This is a genomic window from Lactococcus muris (assembly GCF_042849115.1).
Taxonomy (GTDB): Bacteria; Bacillota; Bacilli; order Lactobacillales; family Streptococcaceae; genus Lactococcus; species Lactococcus muris.
In genome coordinates this window covers 39,313-65,197 of record NZ_BAAFQO010000011.1, presented here as the reverse complement: position 1 = coordinate 65,197, position 25,885 = coordinate 39,313, and the positions used below count along the sequence as shown (strand labels likewise).

General features: G+C 36.5%; 25 protein-coding genes. 1 reads left to right on the top strand and 24 read right to left on the bottom strand.

Features of this window, described 5'->3' with window-relative positions:
* Nucleotides 1–40 precede the first annotated feature (40 nt).
* From pepV to lanM, 15 genes are all read right to left on the bottom strand, one after another.
* A complete protein-coding gene (gene pepV / locus ACGHCK_RS07750; RefSeq protein WP_251421632.1) occupies nucleotides 41–1,447 on the bottom strand; it encodes a dipeptidase PepV in 1,407 nt (468 codons plus the stop codon).
* A 109-nt stretch (nucleotides 1,448–1,556) separates the two neighbouring features.
* A complete protein-coding gene (gene mutY / locus ACGHCK_RS07745) occupies nucleotides 1,557–2,630 on the bottom strand; it encodes an A/G-specific adenine glycosylase (RefSeq protein ID WP_251421635.1) in 1,074 nt (357 codons plus the stop codon).
* Nucleotides 2,631–2,759: 129 nt separating this feature from the next.
* Nucleotides 2,760–4,538: an excinuclease ABC subunit UvrC gene (gene uvrC / locus ACGHCK_RS07740; RefSeq protein WP_251421638.1), complete on the bottom strand. Its 1,779-nt coding sequence runs from the start codon at nucleotides 4,536–4,538 to the stop codon at nucleotides 2,760–2,762.
* A gap of 308 nt (nucleotides 4,539–4,846) precedes the next feature.
* Nucleotides 4,847–5,509 (bottom strand): ATP-binding cassette domain-containing protein, encoded by a 663-nt coding sequence (locus ACGHCK_RS07735; RefSeq protein ID WP_251421641.1) that lies wholly within the window; start codon nucleotides 5,507–5,509, stop codon nucleotides 4,847–4,849.
* 35 nt (nucleotides 5,510–5,544) lie between these two features.
* Entirely contained in the window at nucleotides 5,545–6,759 is a 1,215-nt protein-coding gene (locus tag ACGHCK_RS07730; RefSeq protein ID WP_251421644.1) for a hypothetical protein, read from the bottom strand.
* 6 nt (nucleotides 6,760–6,765) lie between these two features.
* Nucleotides 6,766–7,431 carry an ABC transporter ATP-binding protein gene (locus ACGHCK_RS07725; RefSeq protein ID WP_251421647.1) on the bottom strand — a complete coding sequence of 222 codons (666 nt, stop codon included), beginning with the start codon at nucleotides 7,429–7,431 and terminating at the stop codon, nucleotides 6,766–6,768.
* Nucleotides 7,424–8,704, bottom strand: a complete 1,281-nt coding sequence (locus tag ACGHCK_RS07720) for a hypothetical protein (RefSeq protein WP_251421650.1) — start codon at nucleotides 8,702–8,704, stop codon at nucleotides 7,424–7,426. Before ACGHCK_RS07720 ends, ACGHCK_RS07725 begins: the two co-directional genes overlap by 8 nt.
* A complete protein-coding gene (locus tag ACGHCK_RS07715) occupies nucleotides 8,701–9,582 on the bottom strand; it encodes a hypothetical protein (protein WP_251421653.1) in 882 nt (293 codons plus the stop codon). The genes ACGHCK_RS07720 and ACGHCK_RS07715 overlap by 4 nt, the downstream gene beginning before the upstream one ends.
* A gap of 134 nt (nucleotides 9,583–9,716) precedes the next feature.
* On the bottom strand, nucleotides 9,717–10,106 hold the full coding sequence (locus ACGHCK_RS07710; protein WP_251421656.1) for a hypothetical protein: 390 nt from the start codon (nucleotides 10,104–10,106) through the stop codon (nucleotides 9,717–9,719).
* Between the two features lie 164 nt (nucleotides 10,107–10,270).
* Nucleotides 10,271–12,385: a peptidase domain-containing ABC transporter gene (locus ACGHCK_RS07705; RefSeq protein ID WP_251421659.1), complete on the bottom strand. Its 2,115-nt coding sequence runs from the start codon at nucleotides 12,383–12,385 to the stop codon at nucleotides 10,271–10,273.
* 197 nt (nucleotides 12,386–12,582) lie between these two features.
* A complete protein-coding gene (locus ACGHCK_RS07700) occupies nucleotides 12,583–13,113 on the bottom strand; it encodes a flavodoxin family protein (protein ID WP_271327993.1) in 531 nt (176 codons plus the stop codon).
* Nucleotides 13,067–13,456: a hypothetical protein gene (locus ACGHCK_RS07695; RefSeq protein WP_202231256.1), complete on the bottom strand. Its 390-nt coding sequence runs from the start codon at nucleotides 13,454–13,456 to the stop codon at nucleotides 13,067–13,069. The genes ACGHCK_RS07700 and ACGHCK_RS07695 overlap by 47 nt, the downstream gene beginning before the upstream one ends.
* Nucleotides 13,457–13,833: 377 nt before the next feature.
* Nucleotides 13,834–14,040 carry a lichenicidin A2 family type 2 lantibiotic gene (locus ACGHCK_RS07690; protein WP_202231257.1) on the bottom strand — a complete coding sequence of 69 codons (207 nt, stop codon included), beginning with the start codon at nucleotides 14,038–14,040 and terminating at the stop codon, nucleotides 13,834–13,836.
* 30 nt (nucleotides 14,041–14,070) lie between these two features.
* Entirely contained in the window at nucleotides 14,071–14,250 is a 180-nt protein-coding gene (locus tag ACGHCK_RS07685; protein WP_202231258.1) for a lichenicidin A2 family type 2 lantibiotic, read from the bottom strand.
* A 73-nt stretch (nucleotides 14,251–14,323) separates the two neighbouring features.
* Nucleotides 14,324–17,326 (bottom strand): type 2 lanthipeptide synthetase LanM, encoded by a 3,003-nt coding sequence (lanM, locus tag ACGHCK_RS07680; RefSeq protein ID WP_251421662.1) that lies wholly within the window; start codon nucleotides 17,324–17,326, stop codon nucleotides 14,324–14,326.
* 575 nt (nucleotides 17,327–17,901) lie between these two features.
* On the opposite strand from lanM, the gene ACGHCK_RS07675 reads away from it, so the two are divergent.
* Nucleotides 17,902–18,402 (top strand): transcriptional regulator, encoded by a 501-nt coding sequence (locus tag ACGHCK_RS07675; protein WP_202231444.1) that lies wholly within the window; start codon nucleotides 17,902–17,904, stop codon nucleotides 18,400–18,402.
* Nucleotides 18,403–18,511: 109 nt separating this feature from the next.
* Here the strand turns inward: ACGHCK_RS07675 and dagF are convergent, their stop codons facing one another.
* From dagF to ACGHCK_RS07630, 9 genes are read right to left on the bottom strand one after another with little or no spacing between them, the layout of a single operon-like run.
* Nucleotides 18,512–19,249: a 2-dehydro-3-deoxy-phosphogluconate aldolase gene (gene dagF, locus ACGHCK_RS07670; protein ID WP_251421665.1), complete on the bottom strand. Its 738-nt coding sequence runs from the start codon at nucleotides 19,247–19,249 to the stop codon at nucleotides 18,512–18,514.
* A 12-nt stretch (nucleotides 19,250–19,261) separates the two neighbouring features.
* Nucleotides 19,262–20,359, bottom strand: a complete 1,098-nt coding sequence (locus ACGHCK_RS07665; protein WP_251421668.1) for a DgaE family pyridoxal phosphate-dependent ammonia lyase — start codon at nucleotides 20,357–20,359, stop codon at nucleotides 19,262–19,264.
* 1 nt (nucleotide 20,360) lies between these two features.
* Nucleotides 20,361–21,470 carry an amidohydrolase/deacetylase family metallohydrolase gene (locus ACGHCK_RS07660; RefSeq protein ID WP_251421671.1) on the bottom strand — a complete coding sequence of 370 codons (1,110 nt, stop codon included), beginning with the start codon at nucleotides 21,468–21,470 and terminating at the stop codon, nucleotides 20,361–20,363.
* Between the two features lie 11 nt (nucleotides 21,471–21,481).
* Complete coding sequence (locus ACGHCK_RS07655; protein WP_251421674.1) at nucleotides 21,482–22,144, bottom strand: DUF4310 family protein; 663 nt, start codon at nucleotides 22,142–22,144, stop codon at nucleotides 21,482–21,484.
* A gap of 16 nt (nucleotides 22,145–22,160) precedes the next feature.
* Nucleotides 22,161–22,937 (bottom strand): DUF4311 domain-containing protein, encoded by a 777-nt coding sequence (locus ACGHCK_RS07650; RefSeq protein ID WP_251421677.1) that lies wholly within the window; start codon nucleotides 22,935–22,937, stop codon nucleotides 22,161–22,163.
* Between the two features lie 18 nt (nucleotides 22,938–22,955).
* Complete coding sequence (locus tag ACGHCK_RS07645; protein WP_202231450.1) at nucleotides 22,956–23,297, bottom strand: DUF4312 family protein; 342 nt, start codon at nucleotides 23,295–23,297, stop codon at nucleotides 22,956–22,958.
* Between the two features lie 2 nt (nucleotides 23,298–23,299).
* Entirely contained in the window at nucleotides 23,300–23,656 is a 357-nt protein-coding gene (locus ACGHCK_RS07640; protein ID WP_202231451.1) for an SFCGS family glycine-rich protein, read from the bottom strand.
* A gap of 21 nt (nucleotides 23,657–23,677) precedes the next feature.
* The gene (locus ACGHCK_RS07635; protein WP_202231452.1) at nucleotides 23,678–24,016 is read right to left on the bottom strand and encodes a hypothetical protein; all 339 of its coding nucleotides are present in this window, start codon (nucleotides 24,014–24,016) and stop codon (nucleotides 23,678–23,680) included.
* On the bottom strand, nucleotides 24,013–25,833 hold the full coding sequence (locus ACGHCK_RS07630; protein WP_251421680.1) for an HTH domain-containing protein: 1,821 nt from the start codon (nucleotides 25,831–25,833) through the stop codon (nucleotides 24,013–24,015). Before ACGHCK_RS07630 ends, ACGHCK_RS07635 begins: the two co-directional genes overlap by 4 nt.
* Nucleotides 25,834–25,885: the final 52 nt, after the last annotated feature.

Genomic DNA, 25,885 nt, shown 5'->3' with positions numbered 1-25,885 from the left:
CAGACTTTCATCTACTGCCGTAAAATATACATAATTCTTATTATTTAGCCAATTCGTAAATTGCTTCAGCATAGATAACTGCTGATTTGAAGAGGGCATCCAATGGTTTATATTCATTTGCTTGGTGCATTGTATCTTCTTCACCTTCAAACATTGCGCCATAAGCAACACCGCGTTTAAGGAGACGACCAAATGTACCACCACCGATTACTGTTTCGTAACCTTTAAGGCCAGTGTGTTTTTCGTAAACGCTGATCAATGTAGAAACAAGTTCATCTTCCATTGGGACGTAGTGAGGTTCCATAACGTGATCGTTCATAGTCACTTCTTTTACGCCTTCAAGAGCTTCAAGAACTGCTTTGATTTTGTATTGGTCAGTACCTTGTGGGAAACGGAAGTTAAGAGCGATTGTACCTTCACCATTTTCGTCAAAGTTCCAAACACCAGCATTCATCGAAGTTGCACCCATAAGCTCATCATTGTAGGCTGTGCCTAATTTTTCACCTTCGTGGTCATCAATCAATGTTTCAGCGGCAAGTTTGATGTAGGCAGCTGCACCGGCTTCGAAGTCGAATTGATTGAGGAATTTAGCAAGGTAAGTTGCACCGTTAATGCCTTTAAATGGCATTGCACCGTGCGCAGATTTACCATAAATTGTTACTGTTGCTTTACCGTCAGTTTCTTCAAGGTCAAAGCGCAAGTTTTTGTTAGCATTTTCAGCAACAAAAGCTTCCAATTTTGCTTGGAGGTCTGTCGCACCTGAGATTACTGCAGTTGCAGATTCAGGGACCATATTTTCAGCCAGGCCAGCTTTGAAAGAGTGGAGTACTACAGCACCAGCATTTTTTCCGTCAAAGTGAAGGTACTCTGTAACGTTACCTTTTTCACCATTGATGATTGGGAACTCAGCGTCTGGAGAGAATCCGAAATCTGGCAATGGCAATTCACAGTGTTCAAAGTAGTAATCCATATCTTTCCAACCTGTTTCTTCGTTTGTACCAACGATGAAGCGGATTTTTTTAGATAATGGCACACCAAGGTCTTTCAGGATTTTCAAACCATAGTAACAAGCCATAGTTGGGCCTTTATCGTCTGAAGCTCCACGTGCGTAAAGGTTACCATTACGGATTTCAGGTTCAAATGGGTTTGAGTCCCAACCAGAACCGGCAGGAACAACGTCCAAGTGACCGAAGATACCTAAAACTTCGTCGCCTTCTCCGTATTCAAAGTGACCAACATAGTTGTCATAGTTTTTAGTTTGATAGCCATCACGCTCAGCCAATTCCAAGAATTTGTCAAGGGCTTTACGAGGTCCAGGACCAAATGGGTTTTCTTTGTCCGCATTTTCCATGTCCATTGCTGAATCGATACGAAGAAGTTCAAACAAATCTTCGAGCATTGCGTCTTTGCGCTTTTCTACTTCTGCAGTAAAATCAATAGTTGTCATGAGTGCCTCCATTTTTCGACCTTTTGCGAACATTCTCACAAAAAATCTTTTTTCTAAACTGCTATAATTATACCAAAAAAGTAAAACGTTTGCATTTCCCAAGCAAAAACTAATCTTTAAAAAACTTAAACATTTTGACTTGTGGTGTCGGCAAAGCTACTTTTGAGAGGTCCGAAAGCTTAACCCAAAGTTGATTTTCATTCAGTTTTTCTTCTTGAAGAACAAAATTTTCCTCTGGAAGACATTCAATGATTTGGACAAACCACTTCAAGTGAGAAAAAACATGCGTGATTTCTCCGACTTTGGTCATGCGTGAGATACTGTCTGGCACATTTGTTGGTGGCACCAATGTATCATTATCAAAGTCTTCTTTAGATATCTCCTGCATAGGAAAAGTCCACATATTAGCAAGTAAACCTGTTGCAGGACGTCTTTGGAGATAGTATTCACCTTGTGAATTTTTGAGAGCATAGGCAGTATAGTAAACGTGTTGCTGCTTTAACTTTTTACTTTTGACGGGATACTTCAGTTGCGTGCCTTTAGGTCTGGCTTGACAATACGCAGCTAATGGACAAATCTCGCATTTAGCAATTTTGGGCGTACATACCATTGAACCAATATCCATTAGGGCTTGATTAAAATCCCCGGGATTCTCTTCCGAAATTAATTCTCTCAACTTTTTATCAAATATTTTCCGAGAAGCTGCCTTCGAGATATCTGCATCAATTTCAAACAAACGGCTCGTCACGCGCATCAAATTTCCATCAATGGCTGGCTCAGGCAAGCCAAAAGAAATCGAAGCAATGGCCGCTGCAGTATAGGGACCAATCCCTTGCAGACTTTTAATATCTTCCAAAGTGTCAGGAAATTTACCATGAAAGTCTGTCATCACTTGCTGAGCAGCCACTTTTAAATTTCGTGCTCGAGAATAATAACCCAAACCTTCCCAAAGTTTCAGAAGCTCATCGTCATCTGCTGCTGCCAAATCCTCAATCTGAGAATACTTTTCCATAAAGCGCAGATAATAGGGCATAACTATTTCAACCTGTGTCTGTTGAGACATGATTTCAGAAATCCAGACAGAATAGGCAGATGTAGTTTTACGCCATGGTAAAGGCTTTTTGTGTACCTTATACCATCCTAAAAGATCTTGTTGGAACTTTTTTATTTCTGTTTTGTTCATACCTATCATTATAACAAGTTTTTATAGAAAAACCTCTCCACTTATCACTGTGAACCAGAAGCTTCTCCTTTCTTTTTCGAATACAAAAAAAGTGAATCAATATAATCCACCTTTTGATCTATAAAAATATTATTCATTTTCTTTTCCCAAAACCTCTTTGACACGTTCAGCGACTTCATAAGGTACGCCTGCTTCAGCGACTTGAGCAACATCAGCCTCAGAAATGGCTTTAAGTGACTTGAAGGTCGTCATTAATTTTTGCTTACGTTTTGGTCCAAGTCCCGTAATACCATCCAGTTTTGAAGAAAAGGTATTTTTCCCCCGGACTTGCCGATGGAAAGTAATCGCAAATCGGTGGACTTCATCTTGAATGCGTTGCAGAAGAAAGAATTCTTGCGATTGCCGACTCAGTGGCACGACTTCCAAAGGATCGCCAAAAAGTAACTCGCTGGTTTGGTGTTTGTCATTTTTAGCCATACCTGCAACAGGAATGGCTAAACCTATTTCTTTCAGAATAGCCTTGGCTGCATTGACTTGCCCTGCACCACCATCCATTGCAATCAAGTCAGGTAAAGCAGTACCTTCACGTATGGCTCGGCTATAACGGCGCGTAATCACTTCACGCATTGAGGCATAATCATCTGCACCTTCGACTGTTTTAATCTTGTATTTGCGATAATCTTTCTTTGAAGGCTTGCCATTGATAAAGACAACCATCGCTGATACTGGTGAAGTCCCCATGATATTCGAATTATCGAAAGATTCAATACGGACGGGAGTTGGAATGTTGAGAATTTTTCCGAGATTCTCAATAGCACCTTGCGTTTTAATCAAGTCTTTTTCGAGGAGGTCAAATTTTAATTGTAACTGTGTCCGGGCATTTTTCGTCGCCATCGCAACAAGCTGTTTCTTCTCCCCACGACTTGGTTTGAGAACTTTGGTTTGAGTAACTGCTTCGACAGCTTCCGCATCAATTTCTGAAGGCAATAAAATTTCTTTGGGCACCATGTGTTCAGCTTCTTGATAAAACTGTCCGACGTAAGTTAAGAAATCATCTTCTGCTTCATTGTAATAAGGAAACATATTGACATCACGTTGAATCATTTTACCTTGTCGCACAAAGAAGACCTGCACGCACATCCAGCCTTTATCCACATAGTAGCCAAAAACATCGCGGTCTTTTAAATCGTGGTTCATGACACGTTGTTTTGTTCTTAAAGTGCTAATCGAATTGATAACATCACGATACTCTGCTGCTTGTTCAAACTCCATTTTTTCAGAAGCCGCAAACATTTTTTCTTTGAGTTCATTGATAATCTCTTTATCATCACCCGTTAAAAAATGTTTGACTTCTTGAGCCATGTCTTTATAAACTTGTGGATCTACATGATTTACAACCGGGCAGAGGCATTGATGGATATGATAGTAAAAGCAAACCTTCTTTTCATGCAAGCCGCATTTTCGAAAGGGGAAGATACGGTCTAAGAGGCGCTTGACTTCATTGGCTGCTTTGACATCTGGATAAGGCCCAAAATACATGGCACCGTCCTTTTTGACACGGCGCGTAATCATCAGGCGTGGGTATTTTTCATTGGTAATCGTCAAAAAAGGATAATATTTATCATCCTTAAGCATGATGTTATATTTGGGCTTATAACGTTGAATCAAGTTGATTTCAAGAACCAGAGACTCAATATTTGACTCAACCACAATCCACTCTAAATCTTCAATCTCGCTGACTAAAAGCTCGGTCTTTGTATTATGGGAACCATGAAAATAGGAACGTACGCGATGTTTCAGATTTTTCGCCTTCCCAACATAGATAACGGTTCCATTTTTATCCTTATGTAAATAGCAGCCTGGACTGTCTGGTAAGAGTTCCAGCTTTGCTTTAATCGTGTTATTCATGGTTTTATTATAGCATATTTGCTAATAGGACTTTTGTTAAATGAACCCTGTAAGTTATACGTTCATATTGAGGAAGGATACTTCACCACCTACTTCTTTCTTTTCTTATTCTTCCTACTTTCTATAAATATCTCAATACCCTCTCTAAAATATATCCCTAAACTGATAAAAATGATGACATTCCAGTTATTACTTCCCTCTAGAGAAAGATTTATAAATAACAGCATCAACGATACGATGCTTAGAGTAATCAGTATTACTATTTTTCTTTTGTTCATCTATTTTCCTTTTGACTTGCTCAATAAAGTTTAAACTTCATCTAGGTTTGACATCTTTTTTAAAATGTAATCTTCTAACTCATCCGTTTTCCGAAAGTTATTTTCAAAAAATAGCGCTTGATTTTCTTTTAAATACACGATGTCATCCGATAATTCAAAGGCTATTTTAGAAACATGGGTAGAAAAAATAATTTGCATCTCCTTCTTTTTATGTTTCAGTATTTCGGTAATTTCTCCAAAACTAACAACATCAATATCTGAAAAAGGTTCATCCAATAAGAGGACTTGTGGTTTCGATAATAGCGCTATGATGATACAGAGTTTACTTTTCATGCCTTTGGAAAAATCCTTTATTATCTTATTTTCAGGTTGAAAGTGTAATTGCTTAAATAATTTTTCCTTCTCTTGGAGATCTATTTTTTGATTTTTAAAAGTAAAGGTCGTATCAATAAATTCATTTGCCGTCATAAATTCAAAAGGAAGTTCATTATCCTCTAACAATATCACTTTCTCAGCATCATAAATTTCACCGCCATCTGACGCTAATGTCCCATTTAAAACATTTAATAAGGTGGTCTTTCCGACCCCGTTTCTTCCAAAAATACTGTATATTTTTCCTTGTTTAAACTCTAAATCAATATTTTTAAATATGTATGTATCCCCAAATTTCTTGGATAATTTTTCTGCTCTCATAATCTCTCCAATAAAGTTATAAATAAGGTCAGTAGCTATCTCAACATATACGCTAACATAGCAAATAAAAACACCGATGTTATGACAAACAAACCATAGTAATCTATTTTTTTATTGTCGCTATATCCGCTTTCCATAATAAATACTCCAACGATGATTCTGCTAAAAACTAATATTGTCGTTAACACAAGCCCAATCATAAAGAATGTTAATGACAATCTTACAAATATATTCAAAATAACCTGCACAACCAGTAAGAAAAATAAAATCCTATAGCCATACCGAATTAAAAAGCATTTTTTATTCCAACCTATCATTTTCAAGTAGTTTATCATTGGTTTGCTGCAAATATTCGGCATTAAAAGAAAGGATAAAAGTGTTACAAATACAATCGTCTTACTTATCTCGCTTATAGGAAGCATTCCCAAAAGACCTGCCGGAATAATCAACCAAAAAGCTGCGCCTTTTATATAGCCCTCAAAAAATTCCTGAGTCATTCCTCTAAAATTTCTTTTCTCCTCAATGTTTTTTAAGGCAGGATTTCGCTTTATGATAAGAAACATTAAAATATGAATTATCAATAGCGTAAAGATGACATTTACAATTATCCCAAAACCAGATGAACCTATCAAATGTTCAATATCTGGTGATTTTAAGACTGCAGGAAACATCAAAGTGACTGTAGCAACGATAAAATAAGAAACATACCAAGGATAGCGGATGCTCTCACTTCTTTTTATATCCATAATAGCCACCGTCTTAGAATAAACATAGTAAGTCGTAATAACTAGACAAAACACCATAAGCAAGACTCCTCCTATTCCTGATTTTAAAAAATAGGGAAGTATTGCTACATCAACTAAAATAAAACTTCCCAGTGCATATATCGCATAATACCGTCCAACTTTTTTTATATTTATAAGCCGTTCTTCTTTTGTAAACATTTTCCCTAGTAGGAACTGTAAACTTTTTATTTTTTGATCGCTCATCTTAGCTTGTTTGGAAAAGATAAGAATAGAAAGTGTCATCAATATAATTTGTGACAATACCAAATGCACTGTAGCCACGTTTATCCGCGAAGTATAAACTGTGATCGCCCCAAAAACAACAAGATAGAAGAGACAGCGCACCAGTAGATAAAAATTAAAGATTATTTTTTTCCATAATTGCCCTAAATCTGATAAAAGAAGATTATGCTGAAAAAAATAATTCCTATTTAAGCGATAAAACAATGAAAATATTTTAATCATACCAACTCATAACCTAACAGCTTCAAGCGCTTTATCCTTAATAACCACTACCTGCTCACAACTTTTCGCGACTTCTTTACTATGTGTAGCGATGATTATTTTAGTTCCTTTTCGTTTTAGCTCTTGAAAAATATCTAATACGATACGCTCTGTCTCTTCGTCTAAAGCACCCGTAGGTTCATCCGCTATTAATAGTGTGGGTGCTTTCGCCATAGCTCGAGCTATGGCAACACGTTGACATTCGCCGCCAGACAAATGTTTAATTTTTTTATGCGCATAGCCCTCTAATCCAACCATTTTTAAATAGTCCATTGCTTGACTTTTAGATTGAGCACTTTTTTTCCTAAACCCCAACAATATATTTTCCATGACATTACGATCATCTAAAAGATTATAGTGCTGTGTGATGATACTGATATTTTTCAGTCTCAAATCTGCCATTTTATCAATTGTTTTGTAAACTAAATTGTGATTAAAAAAGTATTCTCCCTCATAGTTGATATCCAATCCTGCAATAATATTTAATAAAGTCGTCTTTCCCGACCCACTTCTCCCCATTATAGCTATAGAGGGAGTGACATCAGAAAGGGAGAAATTCAGATTTTCAAACAAGACTCTTTCTATTTGCTTGTTTTTAATGATGTTTTTATTAATATTTTTCAGCTCAATCATTATTAGTATAACTCCTTTTTAATTTTGATAGATAGGCACTCTTTAAAATCAAAAAATCAATGATAAAATAACCTGCCTGTAGGATAAGCAAGATAAACAGGAGTTCTAACCGCTTTATGGAAGAAATTAAATAAACAGTTAAGAAAATAATAGCGCTTAACATATATTCTGTCATGGAGTACCTCAAGACAATAAAATTTATATCACGAACACGGTATCCCTGTATCCAAAAATATTTTATGATGTTTATCCTTCTCTTTATCATCACTTTGTCTAAGCAGCGCAATACAATGTAGAGGGCTAAACTTAGTAAAGCTATCACACCAAAAATAAGATTTAAATTTTTTTGAATAATATTGTACATAAAGTTAAACTGAATCAAATAAGCGGGCATAGACCACAAAGTGTAATGAGAAAAGTTGCTCTTTAAAGAAATATCATGTAATTTATTGAGTAATTCCGTACCCGTCATGTCTCTTGAGGCAGCTATGTTGCCATTTATCATCGCGAAATTTAATATGCCATAAAATTCCTTGCCTTTTTCCGTCGCTTTTGGAAGTTTTGGAGGATAGGGGATGATAAAGTAGTTGTCAATAAAAGTATTTCTATTGTTTTGATAAAATAGTGATGCATTTTCCCTTAATATCCCCACAACTTTGAATTGATACTTTTTAAAATATAAACTTCCACCTATAATGTCTCCAACATTGTATATGTCATTATAGTCTGAACCCAAGAGTATGGGTAAGACATTAGAGTCATAATTCACAGTATCCCAATCTATCGTCGTCCCTTTTTTAACACTCAAATTAAAAAAAGAGAAAGCCTGAGCGTTCATTTGTAGAGCTTTAACATCAAAGAGCTTTTCCCCTGTTTGTTCATCTTGATAAAAGCCCTTTTTAGTCCTCTCCGTATCAAAAGCATAATCAAACTGCATGTCTCCTTTAAAGTCAGTAACTGGAATGGGTTGATCAAAAATTGATAGAAAGTTAAAATTATCACTCTTATTTAATTGATTGTAAAAGTCAGCAACATGGTTTATAGAGGAAATATCCCCTCTAAATTTAGAAAAATCATTGGGATCTTGCAAATTATCGACTAATCCATACATGTTTTCTTTTTGAGCATCTGAAAATTCCCTATCGATAGCTTCATTGCTTGAATGCATGAAGGAGATACAAATATAAAAAAATATAAATAAGAAAGAAATCAGTGTTGATTTCAAAGCAATCAATACAACGTTTTGCTTTAAGTCAAAGTATAAATTTTTCATTTAATTCCCCTTTTTAGAAGGTGAGAACTTGTGACCAATCCAATAATAATTATAAGCAGAGAAGGCAGTAATAAATACAGCTCTATGCTGGATTCCACAAACAATTTTGATAACACAATACAAAATACATTCGTGACTAAAAACACTAAAAGTACTTTAAATAAGAGCACTGTCCGTATATTTTTAGGGGACTTTCCTTTTAAGAACATGACCTCAGCATATGTTTTACTATACAACCATGACAATACGCCTATGATTAAAGAAATGAAGCCTATTGATAATACAACCATATAAGTAATAAAAGGAGTAATATAATCGATGTTGCTTCGCCTTCCTAAATTATTACTGACCTTATAGTTTGGTTTAGAGATGTTGACACTGTCTGGGCTATCAATAATAATATTTTCATTTTTATCCTTTGAAAATAGAGCTTCATCTTTTATTATTACTTCATCTGAAAGAATACTGTCCTTGCTTAAACCCAGATACCCGATTACCTCGTATAATTTTTCATTATAAGAAAAATACTTAACACCATGATGCTCCTCCAGTGGAACTGATGAACCTACTAGAGCTTTTCTTTCATCTTTTTTAAAATTCCTCCCCGCATAGACGGGGAAGTCGGACATATTGCCTTTAAACTCAAATGCTCTAATATGATCCTCTTCTGAAAGAACTTTAAAAACTTTTGCATTGATACTCATTTCATCAAGTATCTTACTATAACTACCACTTGTTTTAAGTGCGTTTTTTGTGTATAAATTGTTGGCTTCTAGATATATTTTATTTTGTTTATCCTTATATAAAGAGAATACAGCTATTAGCATATAGACCAGTAGGAGCAGTGAAATTATTTTAAGTAAACTTTTCTTTGTCATATCAATCTCTTTTCCAAAACATGTGACACCGTATTAAATTCATAAAGAGTATCTGCAGTTTGTTATGGTTTAAGTTACAGTGCTAGTTAAAAATACTGTTAAATTCACAAAATTAACTGAAACCACGGGTCAAATTATCTCCCATAGTAAGTTTTTGCAATACCCGGAGAACCAAGTTCTTTAGTAAAAGCTTTCCATGGAGAAACGGCTTCTGTTCCACCAACGCCCCAAATGCGACCAGAGGTAGCGACAACTTTTCCCCAATCTTCCAAACGCGCTACCGTGTAATGCTTCGTTCTAGGCCAAGTCGTCCAACCGTGGGCTCTCTTATAGGTGTTTCCACCAGATTTTTTTATATCTGCCCTGCCAGTATGATGAGGAGTTGCTCTAAAATGCATAGCATTATAACCGAAAGTACCCTTCCCTTCTTCCCATCCTCCTAACATATCGGACTTTGCAATCATAGGAGAGGATAATCCTAGGATAGTTAAAGCAAGCAAAAGTGATGTATATTTCTTTTTCATATTAATCCCTTTCTTTTAAAGATCTACCTATATACATTTGATATCGGTTTTTTATAACTAAATTAATAACTGCAGATACTTTTTATGGTTTAATTTTAGTTCTGGGATTTCTTTTTTCAGAATAAAAAGACAAAACAGATTTTTACTGCCTCCTTTCAAGTTCACTAAAGAACAATAGGATATTCGGATATTTTATACAACTTCTGATATTCTTGACAAGTCTCTAAAAGCTCCTGATGTGTACCTTCTCCAACAATTTTTCCTGCTTCCATAACAATCACTTGGTCAAACTCTGCAATCATAGACAATCTGTGTGCCACAACGATTACCGTTGCAGGAAGTTTAAATATATTGGCCATCACAATTTTTTCAGTAATGTTGTCCAAACCACTTGTGGGTTCATCCATAAAAATCGCCTTCGGTTGAGAAATAACTGTTCTGGCAATTGATATACGTTGCCTCTGTCCTCCGGAGAAGTTTTGACCATTTTCCGAAATTTTAGTTTCTACACCCAGAGGGAACGAGGCAACAAGCTCATCTAAATTTGCAATTTGAATACTCCTTAACAGCTCATCATCCGTGAATTTTCTCCCCATAAGGATATTCTCTCTAAAAGTACCGCTGAACAAAATATTCTCCTGAAGAACAATTCCAAGATTTTTTCGGAATTTTTTAAGTACTATTTTTTCATGTTCAACATCATCATAGTAAACTTTCCCACTCTCAACTGGAAATAGGTTAGCCATTACTTTAAGGAGCGTGGACTTACCTGAACCGCTAGCTCCGACAATAGCAATTTTTTGATGGGGTTCAATTGATAAAGAAACATTTTTTATAGCCTCTTCAGAAAAACGACTATATCTATAAGTGACATTCTCTAAATCAATCTTTCCAGTATAATTCTCAAGCGTAAATTCACCATTATCACGTTCTTGCTTCGTTTCTAAGATATCCAGTAACCTATCAATATACACCTTTATCATCAACAGTTGATTATAGACATTCGTAATAGATAGTACTGGCGTCAAAAACATAACCCCGCTTGAGCTAAAGGCCACGACAGCACCTAGTGTCATCTCTTGGCTTTGTATCATCAAGTATCCAAAGAAAAAAATAATAAGCGGATAAAAACTTTGAATACTGTTTGGAATATTTGTCAGGATTGAAGAATACTTTGCTTTCGTTCTCTCCATAATGATTTGTTGTCCAAAATTCTCACTCCAATTCTTGTAAATATATTCGTAGGAATTGGTCGCCTTGACTGTGAAGATATTATTTATCATCTCGTTAACTATATCTTGTGATTTAGTCATGACAACCATCTGATTTTGTACAATTTTCTGATTAATTCTGGCATTAATTATCGAAATACCTATCAGTATGCTTACGATAATTATTGTGATTAGCGCTAAAAACATATTCATCCAAAACATAATGAATATATAAACAACAAGAAATAAGAGGCTCAAAGCTAACTCCAGCACTTGATCAACAAGGATTTGTCTAATATAAGAATTTGAATTAATCCTATAAATTAGCTCTCCCTTACTTCGGTTGACAAAATATGAATAAGGAAGGTGTAGTAATTGATGAATAGTATTTCCAAGTAAGGTTTTGTCTATTCTTGTTTGAAGCCTCACTAAAAGCCTTATTTTTACCATGTTAATAACAAAGTAAGAAGCAATCATCAATATAATCCCTATCAAAAAAGATTGAAAAGGCATTTTAGCACTTGAGTCAATAATGCTTTGAATTACGAATGGAATAAGTAGGCTTACACAGTGGGAAAGAAGCGAAAAACTAAGAGTAACGACTAACAATTTTTTATTTTCTAAAACACTTTCTTTAAGAGTATTATTTATTTTAGAAATTTTTCTGCTTCTATGCCCGTCATTTGTAGAGTAGAGCACCACCTCTGAAAAATGTTCTTTAAAAGCCTCGAAAGACAGCTTTCTTTTTCCCAAAGCTGGATCAACAACATGAATAGTCTTTCTTATGATTTTTTCTACCACCACAAAATGCTTCAAGTCCCAGAAAGCAATAAAAGGAGTTGGAATTGATTGCACAGATTCTGCGTTAATTCTCGCAGCCTTCGACACAACGCCATACTCCTCTAAAACACTTCCTATTTGAAAAAGATTGTAGCCGCCATTGGGGACACCATACTTTTCTCTTAGTTCGACAATATTTACTTTCTTAGCAAAGTAGTCAATCATCATTGTTGCGCAAGCCAAACCACATTCAGAATGCTCACTTTGTTGTTGGAAGCGCACCTTCATAAACTAACTCTCCTTATTTTGATATTTATACGCCAAGTATGCAGAGAAGGTCTCAAATTCAAGCATCCCTGAGCTTTTCCAAAATTCTAGTTCCTCATTTTTAATATCATTATCTTCAAAATAACTGACTTGTTCTAACATCGATATTCGATTTGCATTAAATATCTTTTCAGTAAAAATATTTGCTTTTGGATAATCTATGATACTTTTAGTAATTCTTGATGATATTTCTTCTGAAACGCTATCAAGCCACTCAAGATTATTGATTTGGTCAGGCACCATTGATGCATTAGCCGTTGCAATGACATTTCCCCCATATAATTCATGATTTCCCCTAAAGGCTTAATCACCGTATCTTGTCCATTAGTGGAACAAGTGCTCAATAAAACAACGGGTTTCCCCTGTAAGCGCAATGTGTGTGCCCACCAAGATAGCTTGTCTAGAATCACTTTTAATTCACCCGTCATGTAGTGGAGATATACAGGAGAAGCTAAAATTAATAAATCTGAACTGAGGATTTTTTCTTCTAAAAGTGGTAAATCATCCCTTTGGACACAACCCGCTTTAATAAAGCATTTATGACAACCTAGGCATGTTTTAATATTAAAATCTTGTGGGTGAGCAATTTCGATGTCAAAATCTTTCAGTTTCTCAGTAACACTAGAGATTAGTTTTGTTGTATTACCCTTCCTTCTTCTGCTTGCGTTTAAAATAAAGATTTTTTTCATGACCTCTCCCTTCGTTATGGCTTTTTTTGTTATAATGGAGGATCACAAGATAACCAATAACCTTTCTCACAGCAACAAAAATAATAAACGGTAAAGAAATATTATTTGAAGTGATTGTAATATTTATCGGAATTTCCCCAAGAACTCCACGAACAGTTATAGCCAAATATATCGCTACAGCATATACTCCCATAAATTCATAACAACCTAAAATGACCCTATCTTTTTTTAACAATACTTTTTGATATTCTATATCATTTTTAAATTTGACCTTGTTTGTTTTTTCTAAGTACTGTATATACAATAAAATACCAAGACACAGCAGAATTATAGCGACTTTCATCAAACTCCTCCTTTATAAAACATAAAATTTCAACTATTACTTATTTTGATAATGAATCTTTATAGAGCAAAATTATATGAATGGCCTAAATTTTTGTACATCATAGCTAAAACAATTAGTTGGATGTAGTATACAAAAAAGGGGAAAACTTCCCTTTAGGGTATAGACAAACTCTGTTTGAAAATATTTCTAGCGAAAAACCAATCTTCAGATTAATTGCTTCGCTCAATCGCGCTCAATGCTATTAAGTGTGGAAAAACCTACAGTTAACCTCATGGCTAGAAGATTTTCAAGAAAGGGTATTTTGACCGAGCCACTTCTTAAGGCCTTTCCTATTTTGTCTACACTCTGAAAGGAGGAAACCTCCTTATAATTGTTTAGCATCTCACAATTGAATAGATTATTCCAGCTGTTGCTCCAATACATCCAGCTGACGATACATTTGCTGTTACAAATAGTGAGTATAAGCAAGCTGGAGTAGTTCTTGCTTCAACATCTCCTGAACCTTGTACTTGCATCATTTCTGAAATTGTCATATCTTCAAATGAAGTGCCAACAATTTTATTCATATCAATTTCTGACATTTAAAAACCTCCACCATCATTCTTTAATAATCAACACGTTTTTAAAACACTTACTAACTGTGCTGTCGCCATAAATGAGACACTAAATGCACAAACCGGGGTTGTAAAGCGTGCTTCCACATCCCCTACGCCCTGAACTTGGGTCATTTCTGCAATTGTTAACTCCTCAAATGCATCACCAACAATTTTGTTTGTATTAATTTCTGACATACTTCCTCCTTTCCCACCTCAATAAAAGTGTATTTTTTATAAAAATCAAATGTGTTAAATATACTCCTTTAACTCATTCGATGTTTAATAACATAAGATTTGGTAAATCACTCAAATAGCTACTTCCCAGACCAGTTCTACCATCAAAAAGTCCTTTTATATCTGAACCTGACAGATTTTTTATTTTATAATCTCTAGAAAGTGAATTTTCTTTGATATTTGCATAAATTTGCTGACTTTTTAGTCGCCATTTATCATCTGAGCTGTACTTATATAGCTCTTCAATAGTTTTCAAAATCCCCCCTGTTCCATGGCAGAGCGAATCGTCCAATGGAATCTCATCAAGGTATTTTTCAAATTTTGTAACTAGTAGTTTAAGCTGTTCCTCAATATCTTGATTCTCAAAATATTTCAAAACTTCTATTCTGGCTTGAATCATACCAGGGATTCCCCAACACCACTTGTGCCTGTCTTCATCTTTAATGTGTAATGACATTTCTTTGGAAAACAAGTCTCTAATTGCTTCTTTATCTACTTCTTGACATGAAGCGAGTGCTAAAGCAATCCCTGATAGGCCATGAGCGATGCCTACCGAATTTAAGCTTTTGTCTTTTTGCGTAATTTTTTCTTTTAGAATAGCTTCAATAATTTTTATTGTTTGATTTGAAACCTTCTTATCTTCAAGCGTGTTATTGATTTTTTCTATAAGGCGCAAAATTCCAGCTAATCCGGATATATAATCAAACTGCTCAAATTTTTGGACATGCTCGTCTGAAAGTTCATTTAGCTTTTTAATGGTTAGATTTAAAAATTCTTCGTCTACAAGAGTTCCCAAATTTTTATATTCAACCAACATAGGATAAATAGGTGAAAGCCACCCATCAAAAGCACCTTTATAAGGCTGATGTTTGGAATATTTAATTGCTGTGTTGAGCAATTTTTTATAGTAAGAAAAATAAACGTCTTTACCTGTTTTTTGGTAGAGATTTAAGAACAGTAATCCAATACCACTTAAACCACTATAGAGACTGCCATCACTAGATTCAAGATACCAATGTTGCTCGTCATTAGTCGCTAAATTCACAAAAGAAACTTCATCCTCGAATCGTACCATGTCTTTAATGAGGTCTTGGGCAATACTTTCTGATTCTTTTACGTAATCAAATTTTCTTGTAATTTTTGACAGTTCAGTAAATCTAGTTTTCTCGTTCAAATAAGAATCAGCTACACCAAGTGACAAAAGCATAATTTTATACTGCTCTTTTATTTTAGTTTGGTCAAGCGCTTGAATTCTCTGAATCGCATCTTGTAGTCCTGAACTTTCAAAGTAATTATCATAGCTCTTATTACGACTATCAATAATATCTGTAGAATCAGTATAGGCATAAAATATAGGAATATCGTTAAAAATTAAATCTCTGACCTCGCTACTAACAATCCGCTTATCCCTATATGGATAAGCCCATGCATTCATCATCAGTCTTTCCCTATATTTCATTTCGGAATTATAGTTGGGGTGGCTAGCATAGCGCAACATCATCGCATATTGTTCTGTCCCTTTGGTCAGTACCCTAATCTTTTTCCCTTTAAATACATCCAGTAACTGGATAAATTCTTGCTTTCTCTCCATTACAAAGGTCATGAAGTCTTGAAAGGCTTCCAAAATTTTTAAGCGGTATTCTTGAAAATCAACCTCTTCATCTTGATTGTTTTGAGGAATATTGTTTCCTCCTTTAAAATATGCCTCTTGTTGCTCAAAATGGAATTGATCTGTGTTTATTCCTGTTGGGCCAAAAATTTTAGAGCTAGTTTTTACTTCCTTACCATTTAATGCGCTTAGCTCTACCTCCTTCTTGATTCCAATATTAAGGTTTTTGGGCAATAGACTTGAATTCATAACAGAATCAAGTTGTAAATGATGAGTTATTTTTGAAAAAACAGATTCATTTTCAAACATTAAGTGAGGCTGGAACATTGTCTCAATATCAATGATGATTGGATATTCACCCTCTGCAATAATATTTTCCATATGCAGATCATTAATGCCTAAAAGATAGCAGATAGCAACTAAGTAACCATATCTTGTATAAAACTTTTCTACACTCTCACTATCAGCACAATTTTTCTTTTCAATAAACGCATTGTAAGAATATTCTTTCTTATAAATCCCTTTAGGAAACCTCAAGTCAAGAAGATTAGAATTTTCGGTACACCAGTCAAGAAATCTCTCAAACGATAAGCTAAGTTCCAAATTTCTAGGCTTGTAAACAACTTTTTTATTACCGAATACTAAAATAGCTACAGCATTAGCTTGCTGATGAGAATCTCCTGTAGAAAGCTGAATTTCTGTCAGTTCTATCGTCTCTAGGTGAAAAATTTCACCTAGTTCTGGCAAGTCTATATCTATCCTCTGAATCATGTTCTTAAAATTATTTATTAAATAATTAATTCTCTCAGTTGCTACTCTTGCTGCAACTGGATACTTTGCATAGAACGAAACTAAATCATCTTTTGATGGGTAGGTTTTCTCAAGAAATTCTTGAAATCTCTCATTGCCGCTTTTTGATTCAAAATTATTTTCATGCTTGTATATTTCTAATTCGATTGCAATTAATTTTCCGAAAATATTGAACATTTCGGTTCCCGCAACTTCTACAAAAGAATGGATAATTTCTTCTGAAATGACTAGTTGTCCTAAATCCATAGTTGCTTCTGATATCTGATTTTTCAAAAAAGTAAGAAACGGCAAGTAAAACATCACGATACCATCTGAGAAATCAACAATACTATAATCAAAAATATCAATTACATTTTTAAATCTTTTAAACCATTGAACCTCTTTATAATTTCCTATCCCCAAAGGCTGGAGAGCAAACGAAAATTCTTGTAAAGAAGTATTCTTAATTTCTAACATCTCCTTAAAATAATTATCATTCAATAGTGTTCGAGCTGAACGCCATTCCTCTAAATAACTTGAATCAATTTCTTTCTCTGAAGAATAATATCTGCATTTTTCTTCAGTTATGCTAGCTGAATCAATAAATATTTTTTCTATTTCAAACGAAAAGTTTTTCATATACATCCCTACCCTCACACCAGCTCCCTAGACTAATCAAAAAAGCATATCCATATTATCCAAATTCTCAGTCTATTTAGTTTAAAACAAATGAGCTGTGCTAATTAATCTTAAACTTGAAGAATAACTTAGTAATCAAGTTATATCATCAACAACTTGATTACACCGGACTAAATCCTTTCTAAAATCCATTTACCTTTTCAGTCTAGCATTCTATTATGAATGATACAACAAGTCAATGTTCACATAGTGTGCACTTTTTTACCCTTATATAAATCTCTTTTCCCATAACCATGGCTTTCATTAATCTTTGATTCCATTTTAAGGACACAAGCTGTTTCCTTTTTCTATTTCGTATCTAAAGTTCGTTAGACCAATAAAACTTTTTTTGTTATAATTGGTTAACATTAAAATTTCAAATAAATAATGGGGAAGAGGAGTTTATACAATCCCAACGAATATATTTTCAGTGAAGGGAGTTTATCATAATTATTATAAGCGACGGTCAAAAAAAGATAATCGATGCCTTTTTTCAAGCCGCTCAGAAATATCCTAATCAAAAATTGACGCTGCAGATGATTGCAGACCAAGCAGGTTTGCGGAGAGAGTCTATTTATCGTTATCATTTTGATAACATGGAAGATATTATCGAAAAAATCCATTTTTTAATCGATAAAGACATAGACGATGAAATAACAAAATTTATGATAGGTACAAACACAAATATTGTAAAATTTGTCTCCCATACTCTCCTTCCACTTCTATATGCCAGAAAAGATTGGATAAAAGTTCTCTGTGAAACAAATGTTGACCCAAACTGGTTAAATTTTCTACAAGAAAAATATGTGCCCGTTGTAGAATCTTACCTTGATAAAATTGGAAAAAAGGAGATTTTTTCCAATGCCTATCTCGCGAACATTCTCTTAAAAGAATTTTTATCCATTCTGTCTACTTGGCTAACCGATGATAGCCCTGAGCCTGTCTCACTTTTTCAAAAAAAGTTTCTTTATCTCTTAAGCCTATCTCCTGCGGATATGGCTAACGTGAAAATGCCAAAAAGAAAGACCAATAGGTAAAGTTTATAAAAGTGAGCCTAAGCCTCTGTGTCTATTTCTATGGCTTTTTTTCATAAAAAAAGCAGTAGATTTTCATCTACCGCCCTAGAGGATACTAATATTTTAAATTTTATAAACTTTTCTTCATCATCTCAAGCAAAACTTTAACATCTTCTACTCGCGTATTTCCCGTTTCCTTATCAATAATGGAGCTGTAAACATGAGGGATGATTTTCTTAACGCCGGCATCCACGGCAATCTGGACAATCTCTTCAAAGTTTTCTAAGTCAATGCCGCCCGTTGGCTCTAAGTAAAAGTCATACTTGGCACAAGCTTCAGTAACAACTTTGTATTCTTCAATATGTTCTAAACCTTTCATGTTGAAGAATTTTACAGAAGAGCCCCCCATATCTTGGAGCAGGCGGATAGCTGTTTCGACTGGCACAACTGCTTCTGGTGCTTGGGAGCTTAAAGGTCCTGTGGCGATATTTACATAACCGACTTTTCCTGTTGGGGAAATCAAGCCATTAACCACTGTATCGTCTTGCCCCAAAAGTGCACGACTGGTTGCGACTCCTGTGAAAACTTGGTTGACATGTTGTGGCTGTAAGACAGCTGAAAGACGAGAAACCATCTGCGATTGGTTCGGATCGCCTGCGCCCAAGCCAACAGAGAGGGCATTATCCGTGACAGCAATGTAGCGTTTCATGTCTTCAATCGCTGCTTCATCTGTGGCATAATTTTTAGAAAGTACGCCAACGACAACATGACCTTCTGCTGCTTCGTATATTTCTTGAGCATTCTCCACTGAACCAGCCAAAACATTTAAGCATAGACGATTTTCTAAATAATTTGGTGTTTTTTTCATTTTTCTCCTCTTTTATTCCATAATTGTTTTAAGCTTATCGACAATGAGCTGCATTTCCGCTTCATCAACTGCGCGTATGTCAAACTCGATGATGCCGTTATTGGCTTGATATTCACGCGTATAGACAGCTGTGTCGCCTTCTTTAAGCTTGTCAATAACTTCCAGCGCATTCATAGACGATGATTCAACCTTAATGCTGGCTCTAAAGATAAGACGGCCTGCACTGTCCTGCACGATATCTGCAGTAATTCCTGAAATCTCATTGAGTCCGCTAATAAATGGAGCTAATCGTGCTTTTTGACTGCTTTCAGACTCACTTTCTGTTGCGAGATAGTGCTCCAGTGCAGTCACAAAGCCAATGATATTGTCTTTGCCGATTTTCATTGAACGGCCGATGCCTTGCCCTTGTAATTGGACCCATTTTACATACTTGTCTTTACCGATGACCATGGCTGATGATGGCGCTTCAAGTGCTTTTGCACCAGAGTAAATAACTAAGTCTGCGCCTGCTTGGTAATAAGTCCTTAAGTCTTCTTCGGCAGCTGCATCAACAATCAATGGAAGATTATGCTTTTGGGCAACCTCAGCCATTTGAGCTACTGTAAGCATTGATTTTTGCACAGTATGATGGCTCTTGATATACAGAAGAGCTGCCGTTTTATCTGTGATTTCCATTTCTACTTGTTGAGCAGAACATTGGTTAGCCCAGCCGGCTTCGACAACTTTTCCACCCCCAAGTTCAACCATGACTTGAACACCTGTTCCGTAATTCACATTATGACCTTTGGGCAAGACAATTTCACGTTTTTGGATGCGTTCTGTGAAAGGGTGAACAGCATGATATTTGTCTCCTTGACCGATAAGAGCTGCAACAGATTGGGCAATTCCTGCAGAAGCGCTGGAAACAACCGTGGCATTTTCTGCGCCGACTAAATCTGCGATATAATAGCCGGTTTTCTCCGTTAAATCACTCATTTCGAAAAAAGCTTGTCCTGCGAGCCTTTGCGCTTGCGCGACTTGGTCAGAAACCTTTGATACGCCTAGAATGGTCATTTTACCACTGGCATTGATCACTTGTTTGAGCTTAAATTTCTTATGTATATTGTCCAAATTATTTCTTCTCTCTTTCTTGATAGAGTGTTCCCGCAACAGTACAAGCAACAGGGCTTAAAATCTGTTCACTTTGCTGGACATTTCCGTTAGAGTCTACGAGTTTCTCCTGTTTGTCTTCGAGTTTGAAGAAAGTCAGGTCACCATCTTTGCCAACTTCTAAACTTCCTTTGTTTGCCAAATTGAAATTTTTAGCGGGAGCGGTTGTCACAGCTGAAATTAATTCCTCAAGTGAATAGCCAACTTTTAAAAGCTTTGATAAAGTTGTCGCCAAATCATAAACAGGGCCGTTTTTTCGGTTACGGATATAGATGTCTGTTGAAATACTTTGCGCACTTACTTCTTTCTTTCTGGCAATCTCAGCAACCTTAAAGTTGAAACTGTCAGTCCCATGTCCGATGTCAAAAATGATTCCACGACGATAGGCTTCTAGAGCAAAGTCTTTAATCTCATCACTTGTAGCTAAAATCCCGTTTTCCTTGCCATTAAAGCAATGCGTGACAATATCTCCTGCCTCTAGCTCTTGCAAGATATCCTCAAGTTTTGGCGGCGCAGAGCCAATATGAACCATCAATGGCAAATTCACTTTACTTTGTAGTTTCTTCGCCATTTGTAAGGGGATGATACCATTTTGACCAATAACGGTCTTCGACATACGTGCTTTGATCCCCACAATGAATTCAGGAAGTTCTTGGATACGCGCGATATTTTTCGCCTCATCAACAAGTGACAAATCCGAAAGTTCATCCTGAGTGACGATGCCATGTTTCGAAATATTAAGAAGGGCGAAGACATTTGTTTTAGCCTTTTTTGCAAGCTCGTAAAAGTCCTTAATATTGGCTTCACCTGAGGAGCCTGCATCAATAACTGTTGTTACACCTGTCGCTACTCCAATCTCATCGGGATAGTCATAATACAAGTCCATCATTTCAAAACAGTGCACATGTGAATCAATCCATCCGGCAGAGACATAGGCGCCCTCTGCATTAAAAACTTCTTTCGCTTCTCCCTGTAAGCGCTCGCCTAGGTCAACAATCTTGCCTGACTTTATCCCTATTTCTAAAGGATTTCCTTTGATATCTTGGACATTTTTAACAAGTAAATCAAACATTTAGTTCTCCTTTAGCCTTGAGCAACGACAGGGAAGAAAGCTCCCATAATCATCGCGCCAAGAATTGCACCACCAGCAATTGGTTTTTCCCATTTGTAAAAGATAATCGCACCGATAATTGAGCCGATTCCGACAGGGATTGAGGCTGTTGTCGCATACAAAACGATAAGCGGTCCCAAGAAACGCCCTGCGGAATTTCCTGCACCCATCATGATATCCGCACCAAAGGTTGTATCGCCTGAGCCTAAGGTAAACTTACGAATCAAGATAATCACACCACCGATAATAGCGCCGATAACACCACCTGTGAGTAAAGCCAGCGGAAAACTGTCAACTGGACCTGTGATTCCCGCAGCTAGAAACATAGCTGGAATCCCAATACCTACACCTGTTAAGATAGAACCACCCAAGTCCAAAATCCCGACTAAGGAACCTTCTAGAACACGCGCAAAGAGGAAACTTGCACCAAAAGCAGCTGCCGCACCATAAGATTCACCATCTAATCCTGCTTTCAACATGGCAACAATCGAAACTTCGTTAAAAGCGCCGACACCATAAGTTACATACATATGTGTTCCGGCAAATACAGCTGCCGCCATAATCCCCACTAAAATTGGAAACGCCCAATCCGCAAACCAAAAACTTTTTTCTTTCATCAAATCATTTTCTTGCATTCTATTTCACCTCACTTTATCTTACTGTTACTAAATCATGTAAATCTTCAAGCCAAACTGGATGCGGTAGATTAAACTGATCCAAAGCCTGTAAGTCAATTCCTCGGAAGAAAGCGGAGAAGATAAACAGTAGAATAACTGCAATAAAGATAATCTTCGTCAGCTTGCTCCAGCCACCTTCATCAACGCCTTTACCGATAAGGATACCCAAAACTACACCTGGTACGGCATTCCCCATGATAAGTTGAGCAATACCACCAAATAAGGTTGCCCAGAACCCTGTACGCTTCCCTGCATCGAGAGCTGCCAGCCAGAAAACAATAGGCATAACAAAGTTGATCAGCATTGTCGCAGCTGGAACTAAGACAGCTACAGCAGAAACTTTCAATCCTTCAGGAATAGCTGTTGCTGTCGAGTTCAAAAAAGTTACAACAATAGCGCCAAAAATTGCGCCAGCAATAGCCATTTTCTTTGGGTTATGCACCGTTTCTTCGACATTTTTATTACGTGCGAGAAGCGAAGCGGCTGCCCAGTTTGGCAAGATACGATGCGTTACATCTTGCGTGAAAGCTCCGGCACCCACGGCAGATGCCCAAGCATTAAAGAAGAAACCCAAACCAAATGAGAAATGCGATGCGGCATCGCCTTCACAGGCGTTCATTTCTCCCATTGTACGAAAAGCTCCCAAACCTTGCGTTGTCGGGATGTGGAACATTCTTGCTGCGCCCATCCCTGCTGAAAATCCTAATAAACCACCTATGACAAGTGATTTTAAGATAACGATAATATCCATAAGATAATTCTTCTCCTTTTAAATAACTTTATTAATGATTGGAATTTTTATTCCTTGTACTTCTTGACGTGTTTCTGTAAAATTGACCCTTGCCATTTCGATTATCTGCAAGTCCACAAGAACTTCCAGAGTCACTTGATATTCTTCCTTTTGTCTTGGCATGAAGAAAAAGAAGAATTTTTCTGTCCATTCTCTTTTCTGTGCTTTGAGCACTCGGATATCGTTTGGCTCGATCCTTAACAGGACGTCTTTACTGTTTTTGATAATCTCGCCTTGAATTTTATTCAAAGCACTGGCAAAGGCTGCTTTTTTCGAGTTGCCTTTGCCTTCCACAATAACTTTTCTTTGTACTTTCAACATGACTATGCCCCGTGTTTTTTCTTGTAAGCTTCAGTCAAAGCCATCCCGAGTTCTTCTGTGTCCATAAAGCCAAAGCCTAAAACTTGAATGCCTTCTTCTACAGCTGTCACTCCCTCTTGCACAGAACGCATGCCATGACGTTCGCTATAACCATATTTCGTAGCTGCTGTTAAAGCACCAGCTCCACCTGAACCACAGAAAGACAAGCCCATATCTGCCCCTTCTTTTTTCATAACATCGCCAAGGCGCATATCCGCCGCCATTCCAGGGATAACAAGAGCTTCTCCTCCTGCAGCTTCAATACCTTTGGCAATGTTTTGCCCTTTACCCATACGATCTCCGATTACGATTTTTACCATTTTATGTTCCTCCATTTTTTATTAATTAATATTTCCTAAAACATTTTCCATATGGACAGCGATAAGAAAAATTTCGCTCTCCTCAATAACCTTGATACTTCCTGCAACTTCTCGAGCAAGCTGCATCGACTGCTCACTCAGATCAGCAAAGAGGCTGCTGTCCATTTCGGGTAGCTTCTCACCAGACAGTTGCCGCGCAATAACAGCATCAAAGTGATTAATCATCACTTTCCACTGCAGCTCGCTGGCTGTCAGATTTTCTCTTGCAAATACTTGTTCAATCTCGGATACAAGAGCTTTCAGCGCCTCGATATCGCCAGAGACGACTTGCTCCTGTATACATTTTTCTACTGTGTTCATTCATTCCTCTCTGATGCCTTACTAAAATACTGCGTAAGAGCAAATATTTCTGCATCGTTAATTTCTAAGTCTCGTGTGCGAAAGACTTCTCTGACTTGTTTTGTCAATTCCGCGTCGTCCAACTTGCCAAATTCTTGATACTGCTGTTCAAACATTACCCGGTGAACCATGAGGAGGACGTGGAGCAGGAAACCTTCTTTATACTCTGGATTGAGTTTATCTTTGAGCAGTAAAGTCAGCTCCTCATAAATCATATAGCCATAAAAGATAACGTTACGGCTCATCTCTTCGCTCTTCTCTTTTCCTCCCTGCTTTGAAAATCGATCACTTTCACTTCCTAAACCTGCGTTTAACAATAAATTGACTTGCTCCTGAATCGAAAGTAAATCTCCCTTACTCACCAGAGCTTCAACTTCAATGACAGGCACGGCAATATTATCAATAGGAAAAACAGAGATAACTAAGTCAGGTTGGAGTTTTTCCACAAAGCGCCGGCAATTAATCACTGAGGCAAAGCCGACAATCTCAATCCCTTGGACTTCTTTGGCTATCTTTTGCTGAATAAAGGAAGCAACACCAACCCCAGTAGAACAGACATAAAGCACTTGAATTTTCTTGCCATAAAGCGTTTCCCTTTCTTTAGAGGCAATGAAGTGCAAGGAAACGTAAGCAACAAAAGAATCATCAAAGTCAAAGTTTTGAGGAAAGCTCTCTTTCAACGCTTGTTTTACTGCAAGAAAAATCTTTTCCTGCTTCTTTTTTATTTCTTGCACAAAGGGATTATACTCGTTGAGATACATGTTTTCCTTTGAAAAACGTAAAGAAAAGTGTGTATAGAGATTTTGAAAGAGCTGTGAATCCTTTTCAAAATTAAAGTTTATACTCTGGCTCACTCCCTGAATGATACAGGTCGTAAAGCTGTTAACATCAACCTTATCCATCCCCCCTTGTTCACTTAAAACATAACGTACCTCCTCCCGTGTCATCTCCAAGTCAAAGTGGTGATAAACTTGAGCCAAATATTTTCTCAATGCATCTTCACCACTTTCCACTTTTTCAGAGGTTTGAAATCTTTTATTGATTTTCATTCGAGAAATGGAAAGACACAAACGAATAATCAAGGAGAAAATAGCATAATTGTCAACTTCTTTTGTCAAGCTGGTAAAGTGCTCTGTTGTATATCTGACGACGCCCTTATAAATATCTTTCAGTTTTTCATTTGAAATAAGCGAGTATTCATCATAGTCGTCATCCCCCATTTCTACTCGAGTCATCAAGTTAGAAATGTCATAGTTTGTAAACTCTGTCTGCCAGACACTGGACAATAAATTTCGAATCCTTATCTCATCTCCCGATAGGCTATAACCGTATTGATTACTTTCTATAAAGACGAAAAATTCTTTAATTTCTTTTTCCAAAATCATGATGTCATTAAAAATTGTGTTCTGGCTTACCCCAAATTTCTCCGCCCAATAACTGCTGATAATCGGCTCTTCCGATAAAAACAAGTCCAGACAAATCTGATTGGCTCTTCTTTTATGATCCATAAAGGAAGAAAATCGTTCTGTTGATTGGAGAAAATCAATCAGTTCTTTCTTTTTGACTTCCTTAATATCCAGGATATAGCCGCGACCTCTTTGTGATGTTAATTCTTCTCCCTGAGAACGAAGATAATCCTTAATGGCTACGATTTCATTTTTGATGGTTCGTACAGAAATATCAAAGGACTGCGCCAACTCACTTGAAGTGGAGGCTCCTTTAGCTTTGAGCAAATAAAGCAGGATGTTTATCTGTCTCAAAGACAGTTGTATAATCATATGTCTCCTTTGTTATTCTTCCTTAATAATTGACTCTATATTTATTATAATT